General features: G+C 68.3%; 21 protein-coding genes. 12 read left to right on the plus strand and 9 right to left on the minus strand.

What is annotated here, in order from left to right:
* Positions 1 to 302 precede the first annotated feature (302 nt).
* A complete protein-coding gene (locus A5744_RS19670; protein ID WP_076063862.1) occupies positions 303 to 4,760 on the plus strand; it encodes a non-ribosomal peptide synthetase in 4,458 nt (1,485 codons plus the stop codon).
* 71 nt (positions 4,761 to 4,831) lie between these two features.
* Complete coding sequence (locus A5744_RS19675) at positions 4,832 to 5,599, plus strand: IclR family transcriptional regulator (RefSeq protein ID WP_076063863.1); 768 nt, start codon at positions 4,832 to 4,834, stop codon at positions 5,597 to 5,599.
* Here A5744_RS19675 and A5744_RS19680 read toward each other — a convergent pair.
* From A5744_RS19680 to A5744_RS19700, 5 genes are read right to left on the minus strand one after another with little or no spacing between them, the layout of a single operon-like run.
* Positions 5,587 to 6,315: a class II aldolase/adducin family protein gene (locus A5744_RS19680; protein ID WP_076063864.1), complete on the minus strand. Its 729-nt coding sequence runs from the start codon at positions 6,313 to 6,315 to the stop codon at positions 5,587 to 5,589. The two genes, A5744_RS19675 and A5744_RS19680, sit on opposite strands and share 13 nt — an antisense overlap.
* A complete protein-coding gene (gene hcaB, locus A5744_RS19685; RefSeq protein WP_076063865.1) occupies positions 6,312 to 7,106 on the minus strand; it encodes a 3-(cis-5,6-dihydroxycyclohexa-1,3-dien-1-yl)propanoate dehydrogenase in 795 nt (264 codons plus the stop codon). The genes A5744_RS19680 and hcaB overlap by 4 nt, the downstream gene beginning before the upstream one ends.
* Positions 7,103 to 7,330, minus strand: a complete 228-nt coding sequence (locus A5744_RS19690; RefSeq protein WP_076063867.1) for a dihydrodiol dehydrogenase — start codon at positions 7,328 to 7,330, stop codon at positions 7,103 to 7,105. Before A5744_RS19690 ends, hcaB begins: the two co-directional genes overlap by 4 nt.
* Positions 7,327 to 7,857, minus strand: coding sequence for a 3-phenylpropionate/cinnamic acid dioxygenase subunit beta (locus A5744_RS19695; RefSeq protein WP_076063869.1), 531 nt, complete (start codon positions 7,855 to 7,857; stop codon positions 7,327 to 7,329). Before A5744_RS19695 ends, A5744_RS19690 begins: the two co-directional genes overlap by 4 nt.
* Complete coding sequence (locus A5744_RS19700; protein ID WP_076063870.1) at positions 7,854 to 9,185, minus strand: aromatic ring-hydroxylating dioxygenase subunit alpha; 1,332 nt, start codon at positions 9,183 to 9,185, stop codon at positions 7,854 to 7,856. The genes A5744_RS19695 and A5744_RS19700 overlap by 4 nt, the downstream gene beginning before the upstream one ends.
* A 140-nt stretch (positions 9,186 to 9,325) precedes the next feature.
* On the opposite strand from A5744_RS19700, the gene pcaH reads away from it, so the two are divergent.
* From pcaH to A5744_RS19715, 3 genes are read left to right on the plus strand one after another with little or no spacing between them, the layout of a single operon-like run.
* Positions 9,326 to 10,087, plus strand: coding sequence for a protocatechuate 3,4-dioxygenase subunit beta (pcaH, locus tag A5744_RS19705; RefSeq protein WP_076063872.1), 762 nt, complete (start codon positions 9,326 to 9,328; stop codon positions 10,085 to 10,087).
* Positions 10,080 to 10,649 carry a protocatechuate 3,4-dioxygenase subunit alpha gene (pcaG, locus tag A5744_RS19710; RefSeq protein WP_076063873.1) on the plus strand — a complete coding sequence of 190 codons (570 nt, stop codon included), beginning with the start codon at positions 10,080 to 10,082 and terminating at the stop codon, positions 10,647 to 10,649. Before pcaH ends, pcaG begins: the two co-directional genes overlap by 8 nt.
* Positions 10,646 to 11,872 carry a lyase family protein gene (locus tag A5744_RS19715; protein WP_076063875.1) on the plus strand — a complete coding sequence of 409 codons (1,227 nt, stop codon included), beginning with the start codon at positions 10,646 to 10,648 and terminating at the stop codon, positions 11,870 to 11,872. Before pcaG ends, A5744_RS19715 begins: the two co-directional genes overlap by 4 nt.
* Here A5744_RS19715 and A5744_RS19720 read toward each other — a convergent pair.
* Positions 11,858 to 12,526, minus strand: a complete 669-nt coding sequence (locus A5744_RS19720; protein WP_076063876.1) for a TetR/AcrR family transcriptional regulator — start codon at positions 12,524 to 12,526, stop codon at positions 11,858 to 11,860. The genes A5744_RS19715 and A5744_RS19720 overlap by 15 nt on opposite strands.
* Before the next feature lie 85 nt (positions 12,527 to 12,611).
* A complete protein-coding gene (locus A5744_RS19725) occupies positions 12,612 to 13,217 on the minus strand; it encodes a DUF2249 domain-containing protein (RefSeq protein ID WP_076063951.1) in 606 nt (201 codons plus the stop codon).
* A 53-nt stretch (positions 13,218 to 13,270) separates the two neighbouring features.
* Between A5744_RS19725 and fdxA the strand changes: the two genes are divergently transcribed.
* The 5 genes from fdxA to A5744_RS19750 are packed head-to-tail and all read left to right on the plus strand — an operon-like array spanning position 13,271 to position 16,063.
* Positions 13,271 to 13,627, plus strand: a complete 357-nt coding sequence (fdxA, locus tag A5744_RS19730; RefSeq protein WP_076063878.1) for a ferredoxin — start codon at positions 13,271 to 13,273, stop codon at positions 13,625 to 13,627.
* Positions 13,628 to 13,649: 22 nt separating this feature from the next.
* Positions 13,650 to 14,294, plus strand: a complete 645-nt coding sequence (locus A5744_RS19735; RefSeq protein ID WP_076063879.1) for a helix-turn-helix domain-containing protein — start codon at positions 13,650 to 13,652, stop codon at positions 14,292 to 14,294.
* The gene (locus A5744_RS19740) at positions 14,291 to 14,716 is read left to right on the plus strand and encodes a hypothetical protein (RefSeq protein ID WP_076063881.1); all 426 of its coding nucleotides are present in this window, start codon (positions 14,291 to 14,293) and stop codon (positions 14,714 to 14,716) included. Before A5744_RS19735 ends, A5744_RS19740 begins: the two co-directional genes overlap by 4 nt.
* 45 nt (positions 14,717 to 14,761) lie before the next feature.
* Positions 14,762 to 15,109 carry a cupin domain-containing protein gene (locus A5744_RS19745; protein ID WP_076063883.1) on the plus strand — a complete coding sequence of 116 codons (348 nt, stop codon included), beginning with the start codon at positions 14,762 to 14,764 and terminating at the stop codon, positions 15,107 to 15,109.
* 6 nt (positions 15,110 to 15,115) lie between these two features.
* Positions 15,116 to 16,063: a nitronate monooxygenase gene (locus A5744_RS19750; protein ID WP_076063884.1), complete on the plus strand. Its 948-nt coding sequence runs from the start codon at positions 15,116 to 15,118 to the stop codon at positions 16,061 to 16,063.
* Here A5744_RS19750 and A5744_RS19755 read toward each other — a convergent pair.
* On the minus strand, positions 16,038 to 16,736 hold the full coding sequence (locus tag A5744_RS19755) for a helix-turn-helix domain-containing protein (protein WP_076063886.1): 699 nt from the start codon (positions 16,734 to 16,736) through the stop codon (positions 16,038 to 16,040). The genes A5744_RS19750 and A5744_RS19755 overlap by 26 nt on opposite strands.
* A 79-nt stretch (positions 16,737 to 16,815) precedes the next feature.
* Between A5744_RS19755 and A5744_RS19760 the strand changes: the two genes are divergently transcribed.
* The gene (locus A5744_RS19760) at positions 16,816 to 17,295 is read left to right on the plus strand and encodes a DoxX family membrane protein (RefSeq protein WP_139331422.1); all 480 of its coding nucleotides are present in this window, start codon (positions 16,816 to 16,818) and stop codon (positions 17,293 to 17,295) included.
* 9 nt (positions 17,296 to 17,304) lie between these two features.
* On the opposite strand, the gene A5744_RS19765 is transcribed toward A5744_RS19760, so the two are convergent.
* The gene (locus tag A5744_RS19765; RefSeq protein ID WP_076063887.1) at positions 17,305 to 17,805 is read right to left on the minus strand and encodes a DUF1990 domain-containing protein; all 501 of its coding nucleotides are present in this window, start codon (positions 17,803 to 17,805) and stop codon (positions 17,305 to 17,307) included.
* A 57-nt stretch (positions 17,806 to 17,862) separates the two neighbouring features.
* Between A5744_RS19765 and A5744_RS19770 the strand changes: the two genes are divergently transcribed.
* Positions 17,863 to 18,729 carry an aldo/keto reductase gene (locus A5744_RS19770; RefSeq protein WP_076063889.1) on the plus strand — a complete coding sequence of 289 codons (867 nt, stop codon included), beginning with the start codon at positions 17,863 to 17,865 and terminating at the stop codon, positions 18,727 to 18,729.
* The last annotated feature ends 6 nt before the right edge of the window (positions 18,730 to 18,735 follow it).

Below are 18,735 nucleotides of genomic sequence, written 5' to 3' on the forward strand. Positions count from 1 at the left end.
CCTCGTCGGCGTGGAAGGCAGGAGCCGTGAACGCGGTCTCGGTCTCGCAAAAGAGAAGCTCGTGGGACATATGATCACCTCCCTCCTTTCGTATGCCAGTGGCGCGTCTCAGCAAGTTTTTCGGTTTCCGGGCCTCAGCGGTATCCGACGATCGGCTAGTGCACGGGGTAATTTCGACTACGCCGTTTGGGGGACAGGGCTGTCCCCCAATCGGGATAGGAGTCCGCGGCAATTCGCGCGAGGTGCATGGTCGATATCATTCGCGTGACACACTGCCCGAGTGTCGAGCCAAGGGACGACGTGTGACCCGACCTGCCGAGAATTCGCTTGAACTGACGCGAGGACAGCGCGACATTTGGCTGTCTCAGGAAACGGGTGATTCGGCGACAGGCTGGCAGGCCGGGTATTTCGTGGTGATCAGCGGTGTGGTCGAGCCTGGCTTGCTGGAACGTGCGATCCGGCATGTGGTTGCCGAGGCGGAGCCACTGAGAGTCGGCATTTTCGAGCTCGACGGACAAATCGTTCAGACAGCCACCGATTATCCGGACGTCGAGGTCCCCTTCTACGACGTGAGCGGCGCGCGGGAACCCTTTCGGGAGGCCCGCAAGCTGGCGTCGTCCATTCAACGCGACCCGATGCCGTGGGGCGGGCCGCTGTTCAGATTCGCATTGTTTCGCACACTGCCAGATGAATTTTGCTTGTTCATTTGTATCCACCACATCGTCATCGATGGATTCGGCTCCGTCCTTTTCGCAAATCGCGTCGCCCTGGTCTACTCGGCCTTTGCCGCCGGGGCACCGGTTCCGGCTCCCTCTTTTGGCTCGCTGTACGACCTGGTCGCGTGCGAATCGGAATATGAGGCATCCGGCAGTTATCAAGAGGATCTCGCGTTTTGGACCGAGAATCTTCCCCCGCAGAGCGATCGGGCGGATTATCGCTTGCCGCGGGCAGGCGACGAGCATCATGCGGGCACCGCGTCCATGCCGGTGCCGCTGGATGTTGCGGTCGTCGAACGGGCGCAGCGCCTGGCTGACGCGTTGGGCGTTCGTCGATCGGCGGTGCTGACCGCGGCGTGCGCGCTTTTGGTACCGGGTTGGGGCGCGGGCGGATCCGAGGTGGTACTCGACTTCCCGGTGAGCAGGCGAACGACTCGAAAGTCGAAGACGATTCCGGGGATGGTTGCCGGGATCGTGCCGCTGGTGTTGACGGCGTCGCCGACCTCGTCGGTTGCGGGCCTATGTGAGCATGTGGAAGCTCGGATACGAGAAGTTCTGCGGCATCAGCGTTTTCCGGTGCAGGAATTGCTGAACAGCGCTGCGCACCGGAGCGCAGCCGCGACACGTGGCAGGGTCGCCGTCAATCTGTTCCCGTCGACCACGATCCTGCCGTTCGGCGGTGCGCCGGCATCGTTGGTCTACACCAATTTCGGGCGTGCGGACCGATTCGGACTGTTCTTCATCCAGGATGGCGACCGGCTGTCGCTGAGCACCGCGGGTGCGGATCCGCCGTCTCCAGATTTCGAGGGCGCCGCGTTGGCCAACCGCCTGGAAAAGCTGCTCATGGCCATGACCTCCGAGCCGGGACGGTTATCCTCGATCGCTCTGGTCGACGAGCCCGTGCGCGCGCGACTCGATGCATGGGGCAACCGTGCCGCATTGACGAGCCCGGCACCCTCGATCTCGACGGTGCCGGGCCTGTTTGCCGCCCACGCCGCGCGCATCCCGGAGGCGGCCGCGCTGGCATGCGGCGGCGTGGTCTTGACCTACCGGCAGCTCGACAACGCCAGCCGTCGGCTCGCATCCCGGTTGACCGGGGTCGGGGTAGGCCGCGGTGACGTGGTGGCCCTGCTGCTACCACGCAGCAACGAGGCCATCGTCGCGATCCTGGGAGTGCTGAAAGCTGGAGCCGCTTACCTACCCATCGACCCGGATCACCCCGACGCCCGCATCGCGTTCCTGCTGCGGGACACCACACCGGCAGCGGCGCTGACTACTCACCAGCTGGCCCACCGGCTCGGAGGCCATGACCTGGTGGTCATCGACGTCGGTGATGCCGCTGACACCGCGGCGGGCGCACCACCCGACGCGGCCGTGCCGACACCGGCCGCCGAGGATATCGCCTACATTCTCTACACCTCGGGCACCACCGGGGCGCCCAAGGGAGTGGCGATCACCCATCACAACATCACCCAACTGATCGGCGCGCCGGCACCGTTCAACAACCAGACGAGCCGAGCGATAACCCAATGCCATTCCTACGCTTTCGACTTCTCGGTGTGGGAGATCTGGGGCGCGCTCCTCAACGGAGGACGCCTGGTGGTGGTCCCCGAACAGGTGACGCAGTCGCTGGAGGACTTTCACGCGCTGCTTGTGGCCGAACACGTCACCGCCCTGACGCAGACTCCGTCGGCTGCGGCGGCGCTGTCGACAGACGGCCTGGCCGGTACGACATTGGTGGTGGGCGGTGAGCCCTGCACGTCCGACGTCGTGGATCGCTGGGCGCCCGGGCGAACGATGATCAACGCCTACGGACCCACCGAAACCACGGTGTGCGTGTCCATCAGCGATCCGTTGCAACCAGGTTGCGGGGTACCACCGATCGGCCGCCCGCTGCCGGGAACGGTGGTGTTCGTCTTAGACCAGTGGTTGCGCAGGGTGCCCGTTGGTGTGGTAGGCGAGTTGTATGTCGCGGGCGCCCAGGTGGGCCTCGGATATTGGCGCCGCACCGCCTTGACGGCCTCGCGCTTTGTGGCGTGTCCGTTCGGCGGGGACGGGACGCGAATGTATCGCACCGGCGACCTCGCGAGCTGGAGTTCCGACGGGCAACTGCACTACGCGGGCCGGGCGGATGACCAGGTCAAGATTCGCGGTTACCGCATCGAGCCCGGCGAAATCGCCGCCGAGCTGGCGCGGTTGCCGGGGGTAGGGCAGGCCGCGGTGATCGCCCGCGAGGACCGTCCCGGAGACAAACGCCTCGTCGGCTACATCACCGGTGCGGCCGACCCGGCCACCGTTCGAACGGAACTGGGCGCCCGCTTGCCCCACTACCTGGTGCCTGCGGCGATCATGACGCTCGAGCGGTTGCCGCTGACCGTCAATGGCAAACTCGACACCGCCGCTTTGCCGGCCCCCGAATACACCGCCGCCGAGTACCGGCCTCCGAGCACCCCGGTCGAGGAAATCCTGGCCGGTCTCTACGCCCACGTCCTAGGGCTGGAACGGGTGGGTGTCGACCAATCATTCTTCGATCTGGGTGGCGACTCACTGCTGGCCATGCGCGTCACCGCGGCGCTCAACGCCACTTTGGACGCCCGCTTGTCCGTGCGGGCACTGTTCGATGCGCCCACGATCGCCCAGCTGGCGCCCCTCGTCTCAGCCGGTTCGACTCCGTCGACCCCATTGGTTCCGGTGGCGCGGCCCGCGGCGGTGCCGTTGTCGCATGCCCAACACCGGATGTGGACCGTCACTCAACTGCACGGACCGTCTCCGGTCTTCAACATCGCGTGGGCGCTTAGGCTTCGGGGCCCCCTCGAGGTCGAGGCGCTGCGTCAGGCCCTCGTCGACGTGGTGAACCGCCATCAAATCCTGCGCACCGTCTATCCGGCCCTCGAGGGCCCACCCCGACAAGTCGTCGTTCCTCTCGAACGGGCGGACTTCGGCTGGCAGGTCGTTGACGCCACCGCGTGGTCCCCGCGGCGGCTCCAGCAGGCCGTCGCCTCCCATGCCCGTCACGAATTCGACCTGGCCACCCGGATCCCGTTGTTCGCCCAGTTGCATCGCGTGGCCGACGATGACCACCTGCTGGCCATTGCCGTGCACCACATCGCCGCCGACGGCTGGTCGGTGGCCCCGCTATCGGCCGACCTCGACACTGCCTACCGCAGTCGATGCGCCGGCCACGCCCCTAAGTGGGCGCCGCTTCCGATCCAATACATCGACTTCGCGCTGTGGCAGCGCGCCCATCTGGGGGACCCGGCCGATCCGCACAGCATCATCGCCGCCCAGCTCAACTTTTGGGAAGAGACTCTCGCGGGCATGCCCCTAGGCCTGGAGCTAGGCTCGGGCCGGCCGGACGAAGCGGTGGCCGACAACCACGGCGATATCGTGGCCGTAGAGTGGCCGGCGGCGTTGCACCGCAAGATAATCCGCGTGGCGCGCCAGCATCACGCCAGCAGCTTCATGGTTGTCCACGCGGGCTTCGCTGCGCTGCTGTCCAAACTCACCGCCAGCACCGACGTCCCTGTGGGAATCGCGGTGGCCGGCCGCGGCCACCCGGCGCTGGACGATTTGGTCGGGGTCTTCGTCAACACCGTCGTGCTACGCGTCGGGGTGGCCGATGACGACACCTTCGCGGAGCTGCTGGCTCGCGTTCGTGCGCGCGGCCTGCAGGCGTTCGACCGCCAGGACCTGCCCTACGGACTTCTCGTCGACCGGATATGCGCGGCGCGCTCAGTGCCGCCCCGCCCCCTGATACAAACGATGCTGGCCTGGCAGAACAACAAGCCCGCCGCGCGGGTGCTGGGCGATCTGGATGTCACGTGGGATCCGGTACACACCGGGACAGCACGAATGAACTTCTTGCTGTCGCTCACCGAAGAGTTCGCCGACGGCGGTGAGCCCGCCGGAATCAGCGGCGTCGTGGAATACCGCACCGCGGTTTTCACCCCGACCGCGGTCAAAACCCTGATCGACCAGTTGGAGAAGCTGTTGGGGACGCTGACAGCCGATCCGCAATTGCGGCTTTCGTCGATCGACTTGTGAGGAGAGCCAGGCGGCAGACTCGTGGGGCAATTGGGACGGCCGCGACGTGACGGACGGGCTACCGTGAGTTCATGTCCGGGAAGGGCGCGCCGCAGTACCCGATCGAGTCGGTCGACAACGCGCTCAAGCTGCTGCTGCTGCTGGGTGAGCAGCCGCAGATCCGGTTGAGCGAGGCGACGCGCTACCTGGGGGTGGCGTCCTCGACCGCGCATCGGCTGCTGGCCATGCTGGCCTATCGCGGGTTCGTCCGCCAAGACCCGGTGTCCAAGGCGTATCTGCCGGGCCCGTCGTTGACCGGTGTGGCGTTTGCGATCTTCGGCCGCATCGACATTCAGCGATCGGCCACGCCGATCATGCGCAGCCTCAGCGAACAACTGCGCGAAACCATTCACCTCGGAATGCTCGACGGCGCGGGCGTTCGTTTCGTCGCGGCGGTCGAGGGGCCCGCCGCGGTGCGGGTGGCGTCGCGGCTCGGGCGCACCCTGCCGGCCCACTGCACCTCGACGGGCAAGGTCCTGCTGGCCCAGTTGTCCGAGCAGGAATTGCGTCAACTGCTACCCGATGAACCGTTGCAGCGCATCACCTCTCGTTCGATCGGCAGCCGCACCGAGTTGGAGGCGGAGCTTGGCCGCATCCGCGAGCGGGGCTACGCGGTCAATCGCGAGGAGAGCGAGGAAGGTGTCGCGTCGGTCGCGGTGCCCATCCCGACCCGGGCTCCCGGACTGCGCATCGCGCTCAACGCCGCCGCCCCACAGCAGCGGCTGCGCAGCTCGCAATACTCGTCGGTGGCCGCCGCACTCACCAAGGCGGCCAAGGAGATTGGCGATCAGCTCGGCTGAGCGCCTAAGCGGGCCACCTCGTGGCGAAAGGCCGCCTCGGCGGTGAACGCGGCTCCCAGGTCCGGCAGGTCGTCCCAGTCGGAGTCGTCGATGTCGGCCAGGGTGCCGCCGGCCGAGCGCACCCGCAACGACATCCGCGCCAGTGCGTCCACGCTGATCGCCTGCAGCACCGCCTGCTCGACGGTGGCCGCGGCACTGGTGATTCCGTGTCCGCGGCAGATCACCACCGGCCGGCCGCGCATGGCGGCCACCATGTCCTTGCCCAGCGCCGAATTGCGGATCAGCACGGCGCGTTCGTAGACGGGCACGCCGCCGCGGGCCAGCCGCGCGCCGGGAATGTCGTAGGCCCCGTAGATGGGCCGGACCTCGATGCCGGCGAGGTCGGCGGCGACGACGGCGGGCGGGTGCAGGTGCGCGACGGCCCGGTAGTCCGGGTTGGCCAGTAGGGTTTCGACGTGGATGGGCAGTTCGTTGGGCACGCGGTAGCCGTCGAGTTCGCCTGTGGCGCCGGCGGTTCCGTCGAAGGTAATGAGCCGGACGTCGGACGCCCGGGTGAAGGCCACTCCGGTGTCGGTGTCGCTGCGGCACCGAATCAGCAGGCGCTCGTCGTCGATCCGCAGGCTCAGGTGGCCGAGGATGCCGTCGACCAGGCCGCGGGCCGCGGCGACCCGGCAGCCCTGGGCCACCAGGGCGCGCTGCTCGTCAAGGCGTGTCATCGTGGCGCGCCCAACCCGAATCCGCCGTCGGGGTGGATCGTTTCGCCGGTGATACCGCGGGATCGGTCGGACGCCAGGAACACGTAACTCCATGCGTGGTCGCGGCCGTCGAGCGCGACGTTGAGCGGGGTGCGCGCGGCCAGGTCGCGCGCGCGGTTGGGGGTGTCGTCGAGGCGCACGGCGTCCAGTCCCAGGGTGGACGGGCCGCGCAGGTCGGTGTTGAGCGTGCCGCCCGGCGCCACCCCGTTGACGCGAATCCCGGGCGCCAGCTCGTGCGCCAGGGCCGAAACCAGCCCGCGCACGGCGAACTTGGACGACACATACAGCACGCCGCCGCGTCCGGGGTAGAACGACGACGCCGACTCGGTCAGGATGATGGAGGAGCCGGTTCCGGCCTGCAACGCCGGCACCGCGGCCTTGACCGAGTGCAGATGGCTGAGCACGTTGGTACGGAAGATTTCGTCAAAAGCTGAGGTAAGGCCGTCGGCGTCGAGGTCGCCAATTCCCTTGTAGAAATCGAAGATTCCGACGCAGTTCACCAGCGTGTCCAGTCCACCGAACGCCTCCACCGCCGCGGCGACCGCGCGCTCGTTGGCCTCGCGGTTGACGGCATCGCCTTCGATGACCGGGAGGCCGGGCGACTCCCGTCGCAGCGCCGCACATTTACCGGGATCACGTTCCAGCACGGCGACTTTGGCGCCCTCGGCGCAAAACGCGTCGACGACGGCGCGGCCGATGCCCGAACCGGCCCCCACCACCAGCGCCCGCTTGCCCTCGAGCCAGGCCGTCATCGTTCCCCCTCGTCGGGCAGCAGCGGGCCATCGGAATTGCCGACCATGGCCGCCAGCGTACGACTGTTCTGCCGGGTGAGTGCCTCGATCTCGAGCGCGTCCAGGCTGATCCACCGCCCGGTCTTGGGCGCGCTGATCAGCAGCCGCGACCCGTTGCGCGTATCGACCCGGCGCACCACGACCTCGCTGAATTCGTTGGCAATCGTGATGGGCTCGTCGCTCACAGGAACACCGCCAGGTTTTGCATCCGCAGCACCGACTCGTCGACAAATATCTTGCGGCGGGCCAGCTTCCAGCTATCGCCACACCTGCGCAGGACATCCTCGCGGCCGCACGACACCAGCGCGCTCTCGTTCACGTCCCCGCGGCTACGGAAGAGCAGTTCGGCCGATTCGACTACCAGGTCTGCCTCGTCGTCGCCGTCGAAGGTGCGCACGTTGGTCACGAAGTGCCGCAGCCGCGACGGCGGATCCTCGGTCCAGGCGTGCTCGGTGGCGAAGCGCGCGACCCGCTGGCGCAGCGAGTACTTGTCCTCGTCGAAATGGGCCATCCCCGGTTTGGGAAAAGAAAACGTGTCGAACCCGGCGCCGCGTGCCGTGGTAACCCGGACCGGCATCACATAGCGGACGTCGTCGGTCAGCGTGTCCAGCCACGCGTCGTAGTCCTGGGCGTCCAGCAGGTAGGCCTCGTCGACCAGGAACTGATGGGCTTGCAGATGACGAATGTCATTGAACGGCAGAGCTTTTCTCATGACAGGTAATCCGCCCACAACCTCAGCAACTCGCGCTGGTTGTTCTCGTTGTAGCCGACCTGCGCGCGTCCCGGCCCGTGAAACGACTCGGCCGTCAGCGGCTCGATCACCGGACGGTCATCGGGCAGCAGGCCCATCCGGCTGTTCAGCAGCAGGCGGCGCGCCATCGAACCGCCCGCGGTGGTAGTCAGCGACACCCAGTTCTCCACGTCGTCTTGTTCGAACATGCCGGTCGAACCGAAGCACATCAAATACGCCTTGTAGGAGTCCCGTTTGTACTGCGGGGGAGCGGCCGAGTCCACCGCGAACCACGAGCACACCTCGGTTTCGTTCGCACTGATCGGCTGCCACAGCCGGATCGAGATGAACGGCAAAACCGCCTCGCTGCCGGGCAATTTCGGCCAGTTGTGCACGAAACTCAGGTTCGGGAAGCAGGTCGCCGCGGAGATCATGAAGCCGTCCTCGCCGACAACCCGCTGCTGCCGCGGCGTCCAGGTGTCCTTGATGCGGCCGATCATCTCGTCGGGATAGCCGACGTAGCGCATCCGCTCCTCGAAGCCGCCGGGCGGCAGTTTGTAGGTGGTGCCGCCGCCGCGGTGCGCCCAGTAGGTGGCGCCGTCCTTGCGCTTCTGGGCTTTTGGCTCGCGGAACAGGCCGATGTCGACGATCGACGCGTGCGTGTGCGGCGTGTGGTACATGTCGCCGGCGAAGTTCTCGGCGCCGATCTTCCAGTTGGCCTTGATCCGCCATCGTTGCGGGCCCCGCACCTCGAGGCCGCCGGCGCTCTGTTTGGTGTAGTAGTCCAGGTAGAACCTGAAGTCGCCGAGGAAGTCCTCGAGCGGCTCGGCGTGCGGATCCAGGCTGATGAACAACAGCCCGTTGTAGCCGGCCAGGTTCGGTGCCGGCAGCAGGGTCTGGTTTTTGGCGAACCCCTCGTCGCCCCCGTAGGCCTCGCGGTGGAACGGCAAGCCGGTGAGCCGGCCGTCGTTGCGGTAGGTCCAGCCGTGGTACGGGCAGCGGAAGTTGGAGGCGTTGCCCATCTCGGCGCGACAGACCTGCATGCCACGGTGCAGGCACATATTGAACAAGGCACGCACCTCGCCGTTGGCGCAGCGGGTGATGATGAAGGAATCGTCGAGGACCCGGCGCACCACGTAGTCGCCCTCCTGCGGGATCTCCGACTCGTGGGCCACGAAGGTCCATGCCCGGCCGAACAACCGTTCCTTCTCCTGCTCGAACAGCTGCCTGTCGTTGTAGATGTGCGCGGGGATCATCCCCCGGCGGACGCTCTCGAAGACAGCGGCTAGGTCACGGGGCTGATCTGACATCGGCGGCTCACTCTGTTCTACAGAAACAACTTCCTCTAGATAGAGTCCCGCAGACTGGGCCTCCGGTCAATCAGCCCGGCCGCGCCGCGCTGGTGCGCGCTCTGTAATTCTCGGCCGCATCGCGGGTAGCCTCACGGCTCATGACCGCCCAGCGCGTCGCGTCGCAGGCCGACATCACCGCGGAGATCGCGTGCCTCGCGGCCGGCCACCGGCGCGCTGGCGGAGCCGGGCCGCAGCCGCGCCTGGACTACCCGCCCTACCGCAGCAGCGCCCTGCGCCACCCGAAACGCCCTCTGCTGGTTGTCGATCCCGACGAGGTCGAACGCGCGGCGCCGTGCTTCGGCCCGCAGGACGTCGACCCCCTCGACGCCGACCTGACGGCCCGCCACCCGGGCGAGCCGATCGGCGAGCGCGTCATCGTAAGCGGGCGGGTCCTCGACGATTCCGGCGCGCCGGTGGCCGGCCAGCTGGTCGAGATCTGGCAAGCCAACGCCGCCGGCCGTTACCACCACCAGCTCGACCGGCACCCCGCGCCGCTCGACCCGAACTTCACCGGCGCCGGCCGCTGCCTGACCGGAGCCGACGGGTCGTACCGCTTTGTCACCGTCAAGCCCGGACCCTATCCCTGGCGCAACCACCGCAATGCCTGGCGCCCGGCGCACATCCACTTCTCGATCTTCGGAACGGCGTTCACTCAGCGCCTGGTCACCCAGATGTACTTTCCCGGCGACCCGTTGTTCGACCTGGACCCGATATTCCAGTCCATCCTGGATCCCGCTGCGCGCCAACTGTTGATCGCGGGATACGACCACGACCTCACCCAGCCGGAATTCGCGACCGGATACCGGTGGGACATCGTGGTCTGCGGAAGCCGCCGAACCTGGACGGAAGACAGTGTTTGAATTGGCTTGTACCCCAGGGCAAACCGTCGGACCGTTCTTCGGCATGGCTTTGCCGTATCCCGGGGGCAGCGACCTGGTCGACGCCGCGCATCCGCAGGCCGTGCGGTTACACGGCGCCGTCTACGACGGCGCCGGCGCCGCGGTCCCGGACGCGCTCGTCGAACTCTGGCAGGCCGACGGCGCCGGCCGAATCGCGCGCCAGGCCGGCTCGCTGCGGCGCGACGGGGCCGGGTTCACCGGATGGGGGCGCGCGGCCACCGACGCGGCGGGCCACTACGCGTTCACCACCCTGGCGCCCGGTTCGGCAGGCGGCGGGCGGCCACCGTTCTTCGCCCTCGTCGTCTTCGCCCGGGGCTTGTTGGACCGGTTGTTCACCCGCGCCTATCTGCCCGGCGCGGACTTGGCTGCCGATCCGCTGTTGAGCGCGATCGATCCGGGCCGGCGGCCCGGCCTGCTCTGCGTGGTCGAAAGTGATTCCGGCCGAACGGGTTACCGCTTCGACATCCATCTGCAGGGCCCGAACGAGACGGTTTTTCTGGCATACGGGGACGAGGGGCGATGACGAATCTGCTGTGGCCCGGGGACCATCGGGCCGGCGAGTACATGACGGACTGGGCACTGCTGCAGTCGATGGTGGCGACGGAGTCCGCCTGGTTGGGCGCGCTTGCGACCGTCGGCGTCGCACCCGCCGAGTGCGCGAACATGGACCTGTCACACCTGGTGAACCCGACCGATTGCGAGCTGCTCGCCTTCACCGCCGAGGACGGCGGCAACCCGGTCATCGGCCTGGCCGAGCTGCTACGGCAACGGGCGCTCCCGGCGATCGGGCCGTGGATCCACCGCGGACTCACTAGCCAGGACGTGCTGGACAGCGGCCTGATGCTCGCCGTGCGTGCCGCGACGGAAGCCGTCATAGCGCAGCTCACCCAACAGATTTCGGCGCTGACCGTGCTGGCCGGAAATCATCGGGCCACCCCGATGGTGGCCCGAACCCTCACCCAGCACGCCGCGCCCACCACGTTCGGCGCCAAGGCGGCCGGCTGGCTGGGCGGCGTGCTCGACGCGTACGAGCGGCTCCGGGCGCTGCCCACCCCGATCCAGTTTGGCGGCGCCGCCGGGACCCGAGCCGCCACAACGGAATTGGCGACGCTGCTCACCGATGCCGACGATCCGGCGGACGTCTCGGATCGCCTGGCCCTGGATACGGCCACCGCGCTGGGCCTGGACGTCCGGGCGCCCTGGCACACGACGCGAACGCCGGTCACCGCGGCCGCCGATGCCCTCGTCGGGTGCACCGACTGCTGGGGCCGCATCGCCTCGGACGTCCTCACCCTGGGGCGCCCGGAGATTGCCGAACTCGGCGAACCGGCCGCCGAAGGCCGGGGCGGTTCTTCGTCGATGCCACACAAGCGCAATCCGGTGCTGTCCATCCTGATCCGGCGGGCCGCCCTGTCGGCGCCGCCGTTGGCGGCAACCCTGCACACCGCCGCGGCGCTGGCCAACGACGAACGCCCGGACGGTGCCTGGCACGCCGAATGGGACACGCTGCGGACCCTGGCGCGACGGGCCGTGGTCGCGGGTTCCCAGTGCGTCGAGCTGCTGGCCGGACTGCAGGTTCATCCCGAGAAGATGGCCGAAAACCTCGGCGCCGCAGACGTTCTCGGGGAGCAGCGGTCCATCGCCGAACTGGCGGGAAAGCCGCCGTCGCCGACCTACTTCGGCGCCGTCGACCGGTTGATCGACGACACCTTGGCTCGCGCCGAGCGGATGCTACGGGGCGCTTGACGCCTTGCCGTCTTGGTAGATGCTGGCCAGCCAGATGTGCGCCAGTGTGTCGATCACCCGGTCTTCGGGTATCGCGCCCTCTTCGGTGGTGAACGTCGCCGCCATCACCCGCTCGCTCAGCATGTTCAGCGCCACCGAAAGATGCTCGGCCGGAACGAGTTTCGGGGCGGCGCCACGCCGGCGCTCGGCCTCGATCGCCGCCGTGGTCGACCAGATCCACCTGTGCATGAGTGTCGACCACGCCTGTCGCACCTCGGGGTTGGTCGCCTTGGCGGCCGCGCCCGCGACGGCGACCGCGCGGTGCGAGCCGGACGCCTCGAAGAACGCCTCGATGCGGGCCCGCCACACGGCCACCGGATCGCCGGGTAGTTTGCCGGCCAGGGCCGTGAGGGCCGCGTGTGCCCGCGTGTTCACCTGGTCCAGCAGCGACAGGAGCACCGCGTTCTTCGACGGAAAGTAGAAGTAGAAGGTGGGACGGGAGATGCCCGCGCTCTTCGCCAGGTCGTCCACGGAGAAGTCGGCGAGGGGTCGCTGCGCCAGGAGCCGCTCGGCGGCGGCCAGGATCGCGCGCTCGCGGTCGTCGCCCACCAGGCGAGTGGCGCGTCGGCCCCGGGGTGCGTGCACGTATTGGGTTCGCGTCGGCAGGTCGCGCACAGCTAACAACGCTCATCGAGGCGCCGAAGATTGTCAACGAAACGATTGATTAAGAGCAAACTACGAGCGCGCGGCCGCCCCGCCGTCAGACCGCCTGCCGCGCCGGGCTTTTCAGGGGTTCCAGCACCAACGCCTGGCGGCGCTGGTGCACCGTGAGGTAGCGGAGCCCATTCGGGCCCGCGGCGAACTGGCGTCGCGAACGCCGGGGCAACCACAGCAGCGCACCGGGGGACAGGTCGATCGTGCCCGCTTCGGTGGTCAGCCGGCCGCCGCCGGACAGCACATGGATCAACACGTCCAGGTCGGGTCCGGCATGCGAATCGATAGTGCCCCCCGCGGACAGCGCGATGACGTTCGAGTCCAGATCGCGCTCGCGGGCCTGCAGCTTCCAGACCGCCCCGGTCGCATCGGCGTCGGTCGTTAATTCGGTGGTGTTCGCCAGGATTCGGGGGAGGGCCGTGGAGGTGAGCTTGCTGATCCGGATTCGCCACACCTGGGGTCCCCGTTCGACGTACTCCCAGCCGTAGCTGCCTGGAAGGTCGGCGTCGAATTCGTCGCGCAGGTGCTTGGGGTCGTGGTTGTTCACCAGGACGAAAGACTCGCCGACCGCGAGCGCCGCGTACGTCGCGAAGATCGTCGGGTGCTTGTCCGGCTTGCGCAGCGCGCGGACGTCAAGTTCGTTGTCTGCCAGCACTCTCCCGTACCGTATAGTTTTCACAACTCATATTGTGTAAACTCTAGCGCATGACCTACGTGATCGGGAAGCCATGCATCGACGTGATGGATCGGGCCTGCGTGGACGAGTGCCCAGTGGACTGCATCTACGAGGGCGGCCGGGCGCTCTACATCCATCCCGACGAATGCGTGGACTGTGGGGCTTGCGAGCCGGTTTGTCCGGTCGATGCGATTTACTACGAGGACGACCTGCCCGAGGAGCTCAAACCCTACTTGGCCGACAACGAAGCGTTCTTCACCGAAACCCTGCCGGGCCGCGACGCCCCGCTGGGCTCCCCGGGCGGGGCTGCCAAGATAGGTCCACTCGGCGTCGACACACCCCTGGTGGCCGCGCAGCCGGGAGCCGACGACTCTGAAGGAGCGTGAGCCACCGTTGAGCGCGCAGGTCATGGTTTCCGAATCCGTTGGTCGCCGCCGGGAGGTGCTGCGGGTGCTGCGGGCGTCGCCCGATCCGATGAGCATCGTCGCGATTGCCGACGTGCTGGGCGTGCATCCCAACACCGTCCGCTTCCACCTCGACAGCCTGGTCGGCGACGGCCAGGTGGAGCAGGTCGAGCCGGGCCGCAAGGGGCCGGGCCGACCGCCGCTGATGTTCGCCGCGGTCCGGCAGATGGACCGCGGCGGCACGCGCCACTATCGATTGCTCGCCGAGATACTGACCGCGGCGGTCGCCGCCGAACGCGATCCGCGCGCCAAGGCGCTGGCCGCCGGGCGGGCGTGGGGGCGCAAGCTTGAATCCCTGCCGACGGATGCCTCCAACGCCGAGGCCGCCATCGACCACCTCGTCGACGTGCTCGACGATCTCGGCTTCGCGCCCGAACGCCGGGCGGCCGGCGGGGAGCAACAGGTCGGCCTGCGGCACTGCCCGTTCCTGGAAGTCGCCGAGAACCGAACCAACGTGATCTGCCCGGTCCATCTCGGGTTCATGCAGGGGGCCATGGAGGCCTGGGGCGCCCCGGTCGCCGTCGAGCGGCTCGACGAGTTCGTCGAACCGGATCTGTGCCTGGCTCACCTGAAGCTCCTCGCCAAGTGAGCGCCGGATCGGCGATCGTCGTCGCGATCACCTTCGTCTGGCTCGGCATGGTGCTGGCCATCTCGTTCCTCGAAGCCCCGCTGAAGTTCCGCGCGCCCAACGTCACCCTGCAGATCGGGCTGGGCATCGGACGCCTGGTCTTTCGCGCCCTCAACACCGTCGAGGTCGCCTTCGCCCTCGTCATCCTCGCGATCGTGCTCGCCGGCCCGACGCCGACGCGCACCGCCGTGGCCTTCTTCGTCGCCTTCGCCGCGCTGGCGATCCAGCTGGTCGCGGTGCGTCCCCGGCTGACCAGCCGTTCCGACCAGGTGCTCGCCGGGTCGCAGGGGCCGCGCTCCCGCGGTCACTACGCCTACGTCGGCCTCGAGGTGGTGAAGGTTGTTGGTTTGATCGCGGCGGGGATACTCCTACTTACCGCCTGACAAAATCCGTCTCGAAGCCCGCCCTCGATCCGCGAAGGACTCGCCATGGAATCCATATCGTTGACCAGCCTGGCCGCAGAAAAGTTGTCCGAGGCCCAGAAGTCGCACAGCGGGCGGGCCGCACACACCATCCACGGCGGCCACACTCACGAACTCCGACAAACCGTGCTGGCCCTGCTCGCCGGACACGACCTGTCCGAACACGACAGCCCCGGCGAGGCCACGCTGCAGGTGCTGCAGGGTCACGTACGCCTGACCGCCGGCGGTGACGCCTGGGACGGCAAGGCCGGCGACTACGTGGCGATTCCGGCCGTACGCCATTCCCTGCATGCGGTCGAGGACTCGGTCGTCATGCTGACGGTGCTCAAGACCATTCCCTCGCTGACCCATTAGCCTCCGATGCTGTCGACGCCCTGGTCGAGCAGCTTCGGCCTCCGGGTGCCCATCGTCAACGCGCCGATGGGTGGGGTCGCCGGCGGCCGTCTGGCCGCGGCGGTGACCGCCGCCGGTGGCCTGGGCATGGTGGGCATGGGCAGTGTCGCGACGCGTGAGTCGTTGCGTGCCGAGTTGCGGCACGTGCGCGGCGCGTTTGGAATCGGCCTGGTCGATTGGGTGATGCGCAACGAGGCGGGGCTGCTGGAGGATGCCCTGGCCGCGCGGCCCGCCCTGCTGTCGGTCAGCTTCGGTACCGACTGGTCGTGGGTCGGCAAGGCTCACGACGCCGGAATCGCCACCGCCACACAGGTTTACGACGCCGACGGAGCCCGTCAGGCGGCGGATGCCGGGGTCGACGTTCTGGTCGCGCGGGGTTCCGAGGGCGGCGGGCACGGCGACGTGAAGCTCGCGACGCTGCCGTTGCTCGACACCGTCTTGGATGCGGTGTCGGTGCCGGTGCTTGCCGGCGGCGGGATCGCCTCGCCGCGCAGCCTGGCCGCCGTGCTGGCCGCCGGGGCCAGCGGCGCGTGGGTGGGCACCCGCCTGGCGGCGTGCCCGGAAGCGTTGACCGGCGACGGCAGCCGCAGGGCCCTGATCGCGGCCCGCGCCACCGACACCGCGGTCACCCGGGTCTTCGACGTCGCCAAGGGCCTGCCGTGGCCGGCCCGGTTCCCGTCCCGCGTGCTGGCCAACAATTTCGTCGCGCGTTGGACCGGCAAAGAGGGGGTGCTCGATCGGTCGGCGTGCGACGAGCTGGCCGCGGCGACCGACGCCGACGATCGCAGCATCGCGCCGGTCGACGCCGGTCAGAGTGTGGGCATGATCGGCGACGACGCGTCGGTCGGCGAGGTCATCGAGCGGATGTGCGCGGGCGCGGAACGCCTGCTCACCGCTTGGGGTCGGCCGTCTTAAGCACCACGCAGCACCGGTCCGGCCCCGGCTCCAACCGGACGTCGGGACCGTGCGGGGCCAGCGCATCGGCGACGCCGGTGATCAGCGCGTGGTTCATACCGCAGGCCAGCTCGGTCTGTTCCCGGGCCAGCGCATGGAACGGGCAATTGGCGAGCTGCACCGCTCCGTCGACCGCCCGGGGCTGATAGCCGTGGTTGTTCAGCAGCGTGACCGTGCGCTCGAGTGCCTCCCCGGCGTCCGCGGGCGGCCGGGTAATGGCGGAGATCGTCCGGCCATAGTCGTGGGCGACCCCGTTGAGCACGTCGACGACCGGCTCCCCGGTGTCCGCGGACCGCGCGATGGCCTCGGCCATCAGCCGGGCGGCCAGCTCGTACTCGCGCTGCGGCAGGCTCACCGCGATGTCGCGGCCGGCCCTGCGGTACAGCTTTGAGGTCCGCCCCGCGCCGGGGCCGGACCGGCCGGTCAAACGCGCGTACTCCGTTTCGAGCAACCCCTCGGCGGTTAACCGATCCAAATGGAATTTGGCCTGATGGTGGGGGATACCGACGGCGTCGGCCGCCTGCTCCCGGCTCACCGGCCCCGGCTGCGCGCAGACGAATCGGTACAGCCGCAGGCGCACCGGGTCGGCGAGCGCCCCGATGCCCGCGGCGTCACGCTCCAGCCCGTCGTCCACTTGACGCCCATTTCTAACAGACAAAACTCTTGACGCTACAGTCTACAGCTTCTAACGTTCGAATTATTATCCGTTAGAAATGGAGGCAATTGTGGCTACTCGGCGAGTCGGAGCGAGCCCAGGCCTGGCCGGTCAATTGAAGGATCCGGCCTATTCGGCGTACCTCGTGCTTCGCACCGTGTTCACGATCGCGCCGATCCTGTTCGGGCTGGACAAGTTCTTCAACGTGCTGACACACCCGCATCACTGGAGCATGTATCTGGCGCCCTGGATCGACAATCTGGTGCCCGGGACCGCGGACCAGCTGATGTATGTGGTGGGCGTGATCGAAATCGCGGCCGGTGTGCTGGTCGCGATCGCGCCCCGGATCGGCGCCTGGGTGGTCGCGGCCTGGCTGGCCGGGATCATCATCGACCTGCTGACCCTGTCCGGCTTCTACGACATCGCCTTGCGCGACTTCGGATTGCTGGTCGGCGCCGTGGCGCTGGGCCGGCTGGCGCAGGCCGTGCACAGCGGCAGCATCGGCGTCAGCACCGGGGGCGGTGTCGCAGCGCGCTGACCGCGCCCGTCACACCCCGCGCAGGTATCGCCTCGCGATGATCCGCTGGGCCACCGATACCAGTGGCCTGCCGGCCTTGCTCCACCAGGTCGCGGGCCGGGAGAATGCCGACACCTCCGCGAACACCGCGGAGGTGGTCGGGTCGTGGCGCACCACGAAGCGTTCCTCGCCGGACTCGGGATGGCCAGGCAGGGTGCCGTAGGCGAACCCGCGGATGTCCGGTTCGTCGATGACGTAAACGACGCGGCACGGCGCGGGCAGAAAGCCCATTCGCACCAACACCACGGTGTCGACCTCGGCGACCTCCGAGCTGGCCCGCACCCGCAGGCCGGCGCCGCGTTGCATGCCCCAGCGCATGACCGCGTCGGCGGCCCGCTCGAAACGTTGCCTGCCCGTGCCGATTTGGCGCTGGGTATGGAGGTGCCCGTATCCGGCGGGCAGCTCGAGGGCCGCGGTCGCGCCCACCTCCGAGTACGTCAGCGGAAGTTCTTCTAGCGCTTGTAGGTCCACGTCCTCAGCTTGCCACGCGGGGACGCGCGGTCACGCCGGCGGCGTACGGTCGTAGGGGTGACCGCGCAGACCGTAGCCCAAGCTTCCGGAACGTTCACCATTGGCGGCGACCTGACCGTCAACCGACTGGGTTTCGGCGCCATGCGCCTGACGGGCCAGGGCGTCTGGGGCCCGCCCGCCGATCGTGACGAATGCGTGCGGGTGTTGCGGCGCGCCGCCGAACTCGGGGTGAACTTCATCGACACCGCCGACTCCTACGGGCCTTACATTTCCGAGGAGATCATTCACGAGGCGCTGCATCCCTACGACGGGCTGGTGATCGCGACCAAGGCGGGGCTGCTGCGCACCGCCCCGGACGTGTGGATCCCGCTCGGCAATCCGAGCTATCTGCGCCAGGAAGCCGAGATGAGCCTGCGCCGCCTCGGCGTCGACACCATCGACCTCTTCCAGCTGCACCGCATCGACCGGAACTTCCCGTTGGCCGACCAGGTGGGCGAGCTGCTCAACCTGAAAAACGAGGGCAAGATCCGCCACATCGGCCTGTCGGAGATCAACACCGATCAGCTCAAGGAAGCCCAGCAGGTCACGCAGATCGTGTCGGTGCAGAACATGTACAACCTGTCGTCGCGCGGCGCCGAACCGCTGCTGGATTACGCGGCCGGCCAGGGCATCGGCTTCATCCCGTGGTTCCCGCTGGCCGCCGGGCCGCTGGCCGCCCCGGACGGCCCGCTGCAACGCATCGCCGCCGACCATGACGCGACGCCGTCGCAGCTGGCGCTGGCCTGGCTGCTGAAGCGGTCGCCGGTGATGTTGCCGATTCCGGGCACGTCGAAGGTGGCGCACCTGGAGGAGAACGTCGCCGCCGCCGAGATCACCCTGTCCGACGACGAGTTCGAGACCCTGGCGGCTGCCGGAGCGCAGTAGCCACGC

The sequence above is a fragment of the Mycobacterium sp. IS-1264 genome (assembly GCF_001954195.1).
Taxonomy (GTDB): Bacteria; Actinomycetota; Actinomycetes; order Mycobacteriales; family Mycobacteriaceae; genus Mycobacterium.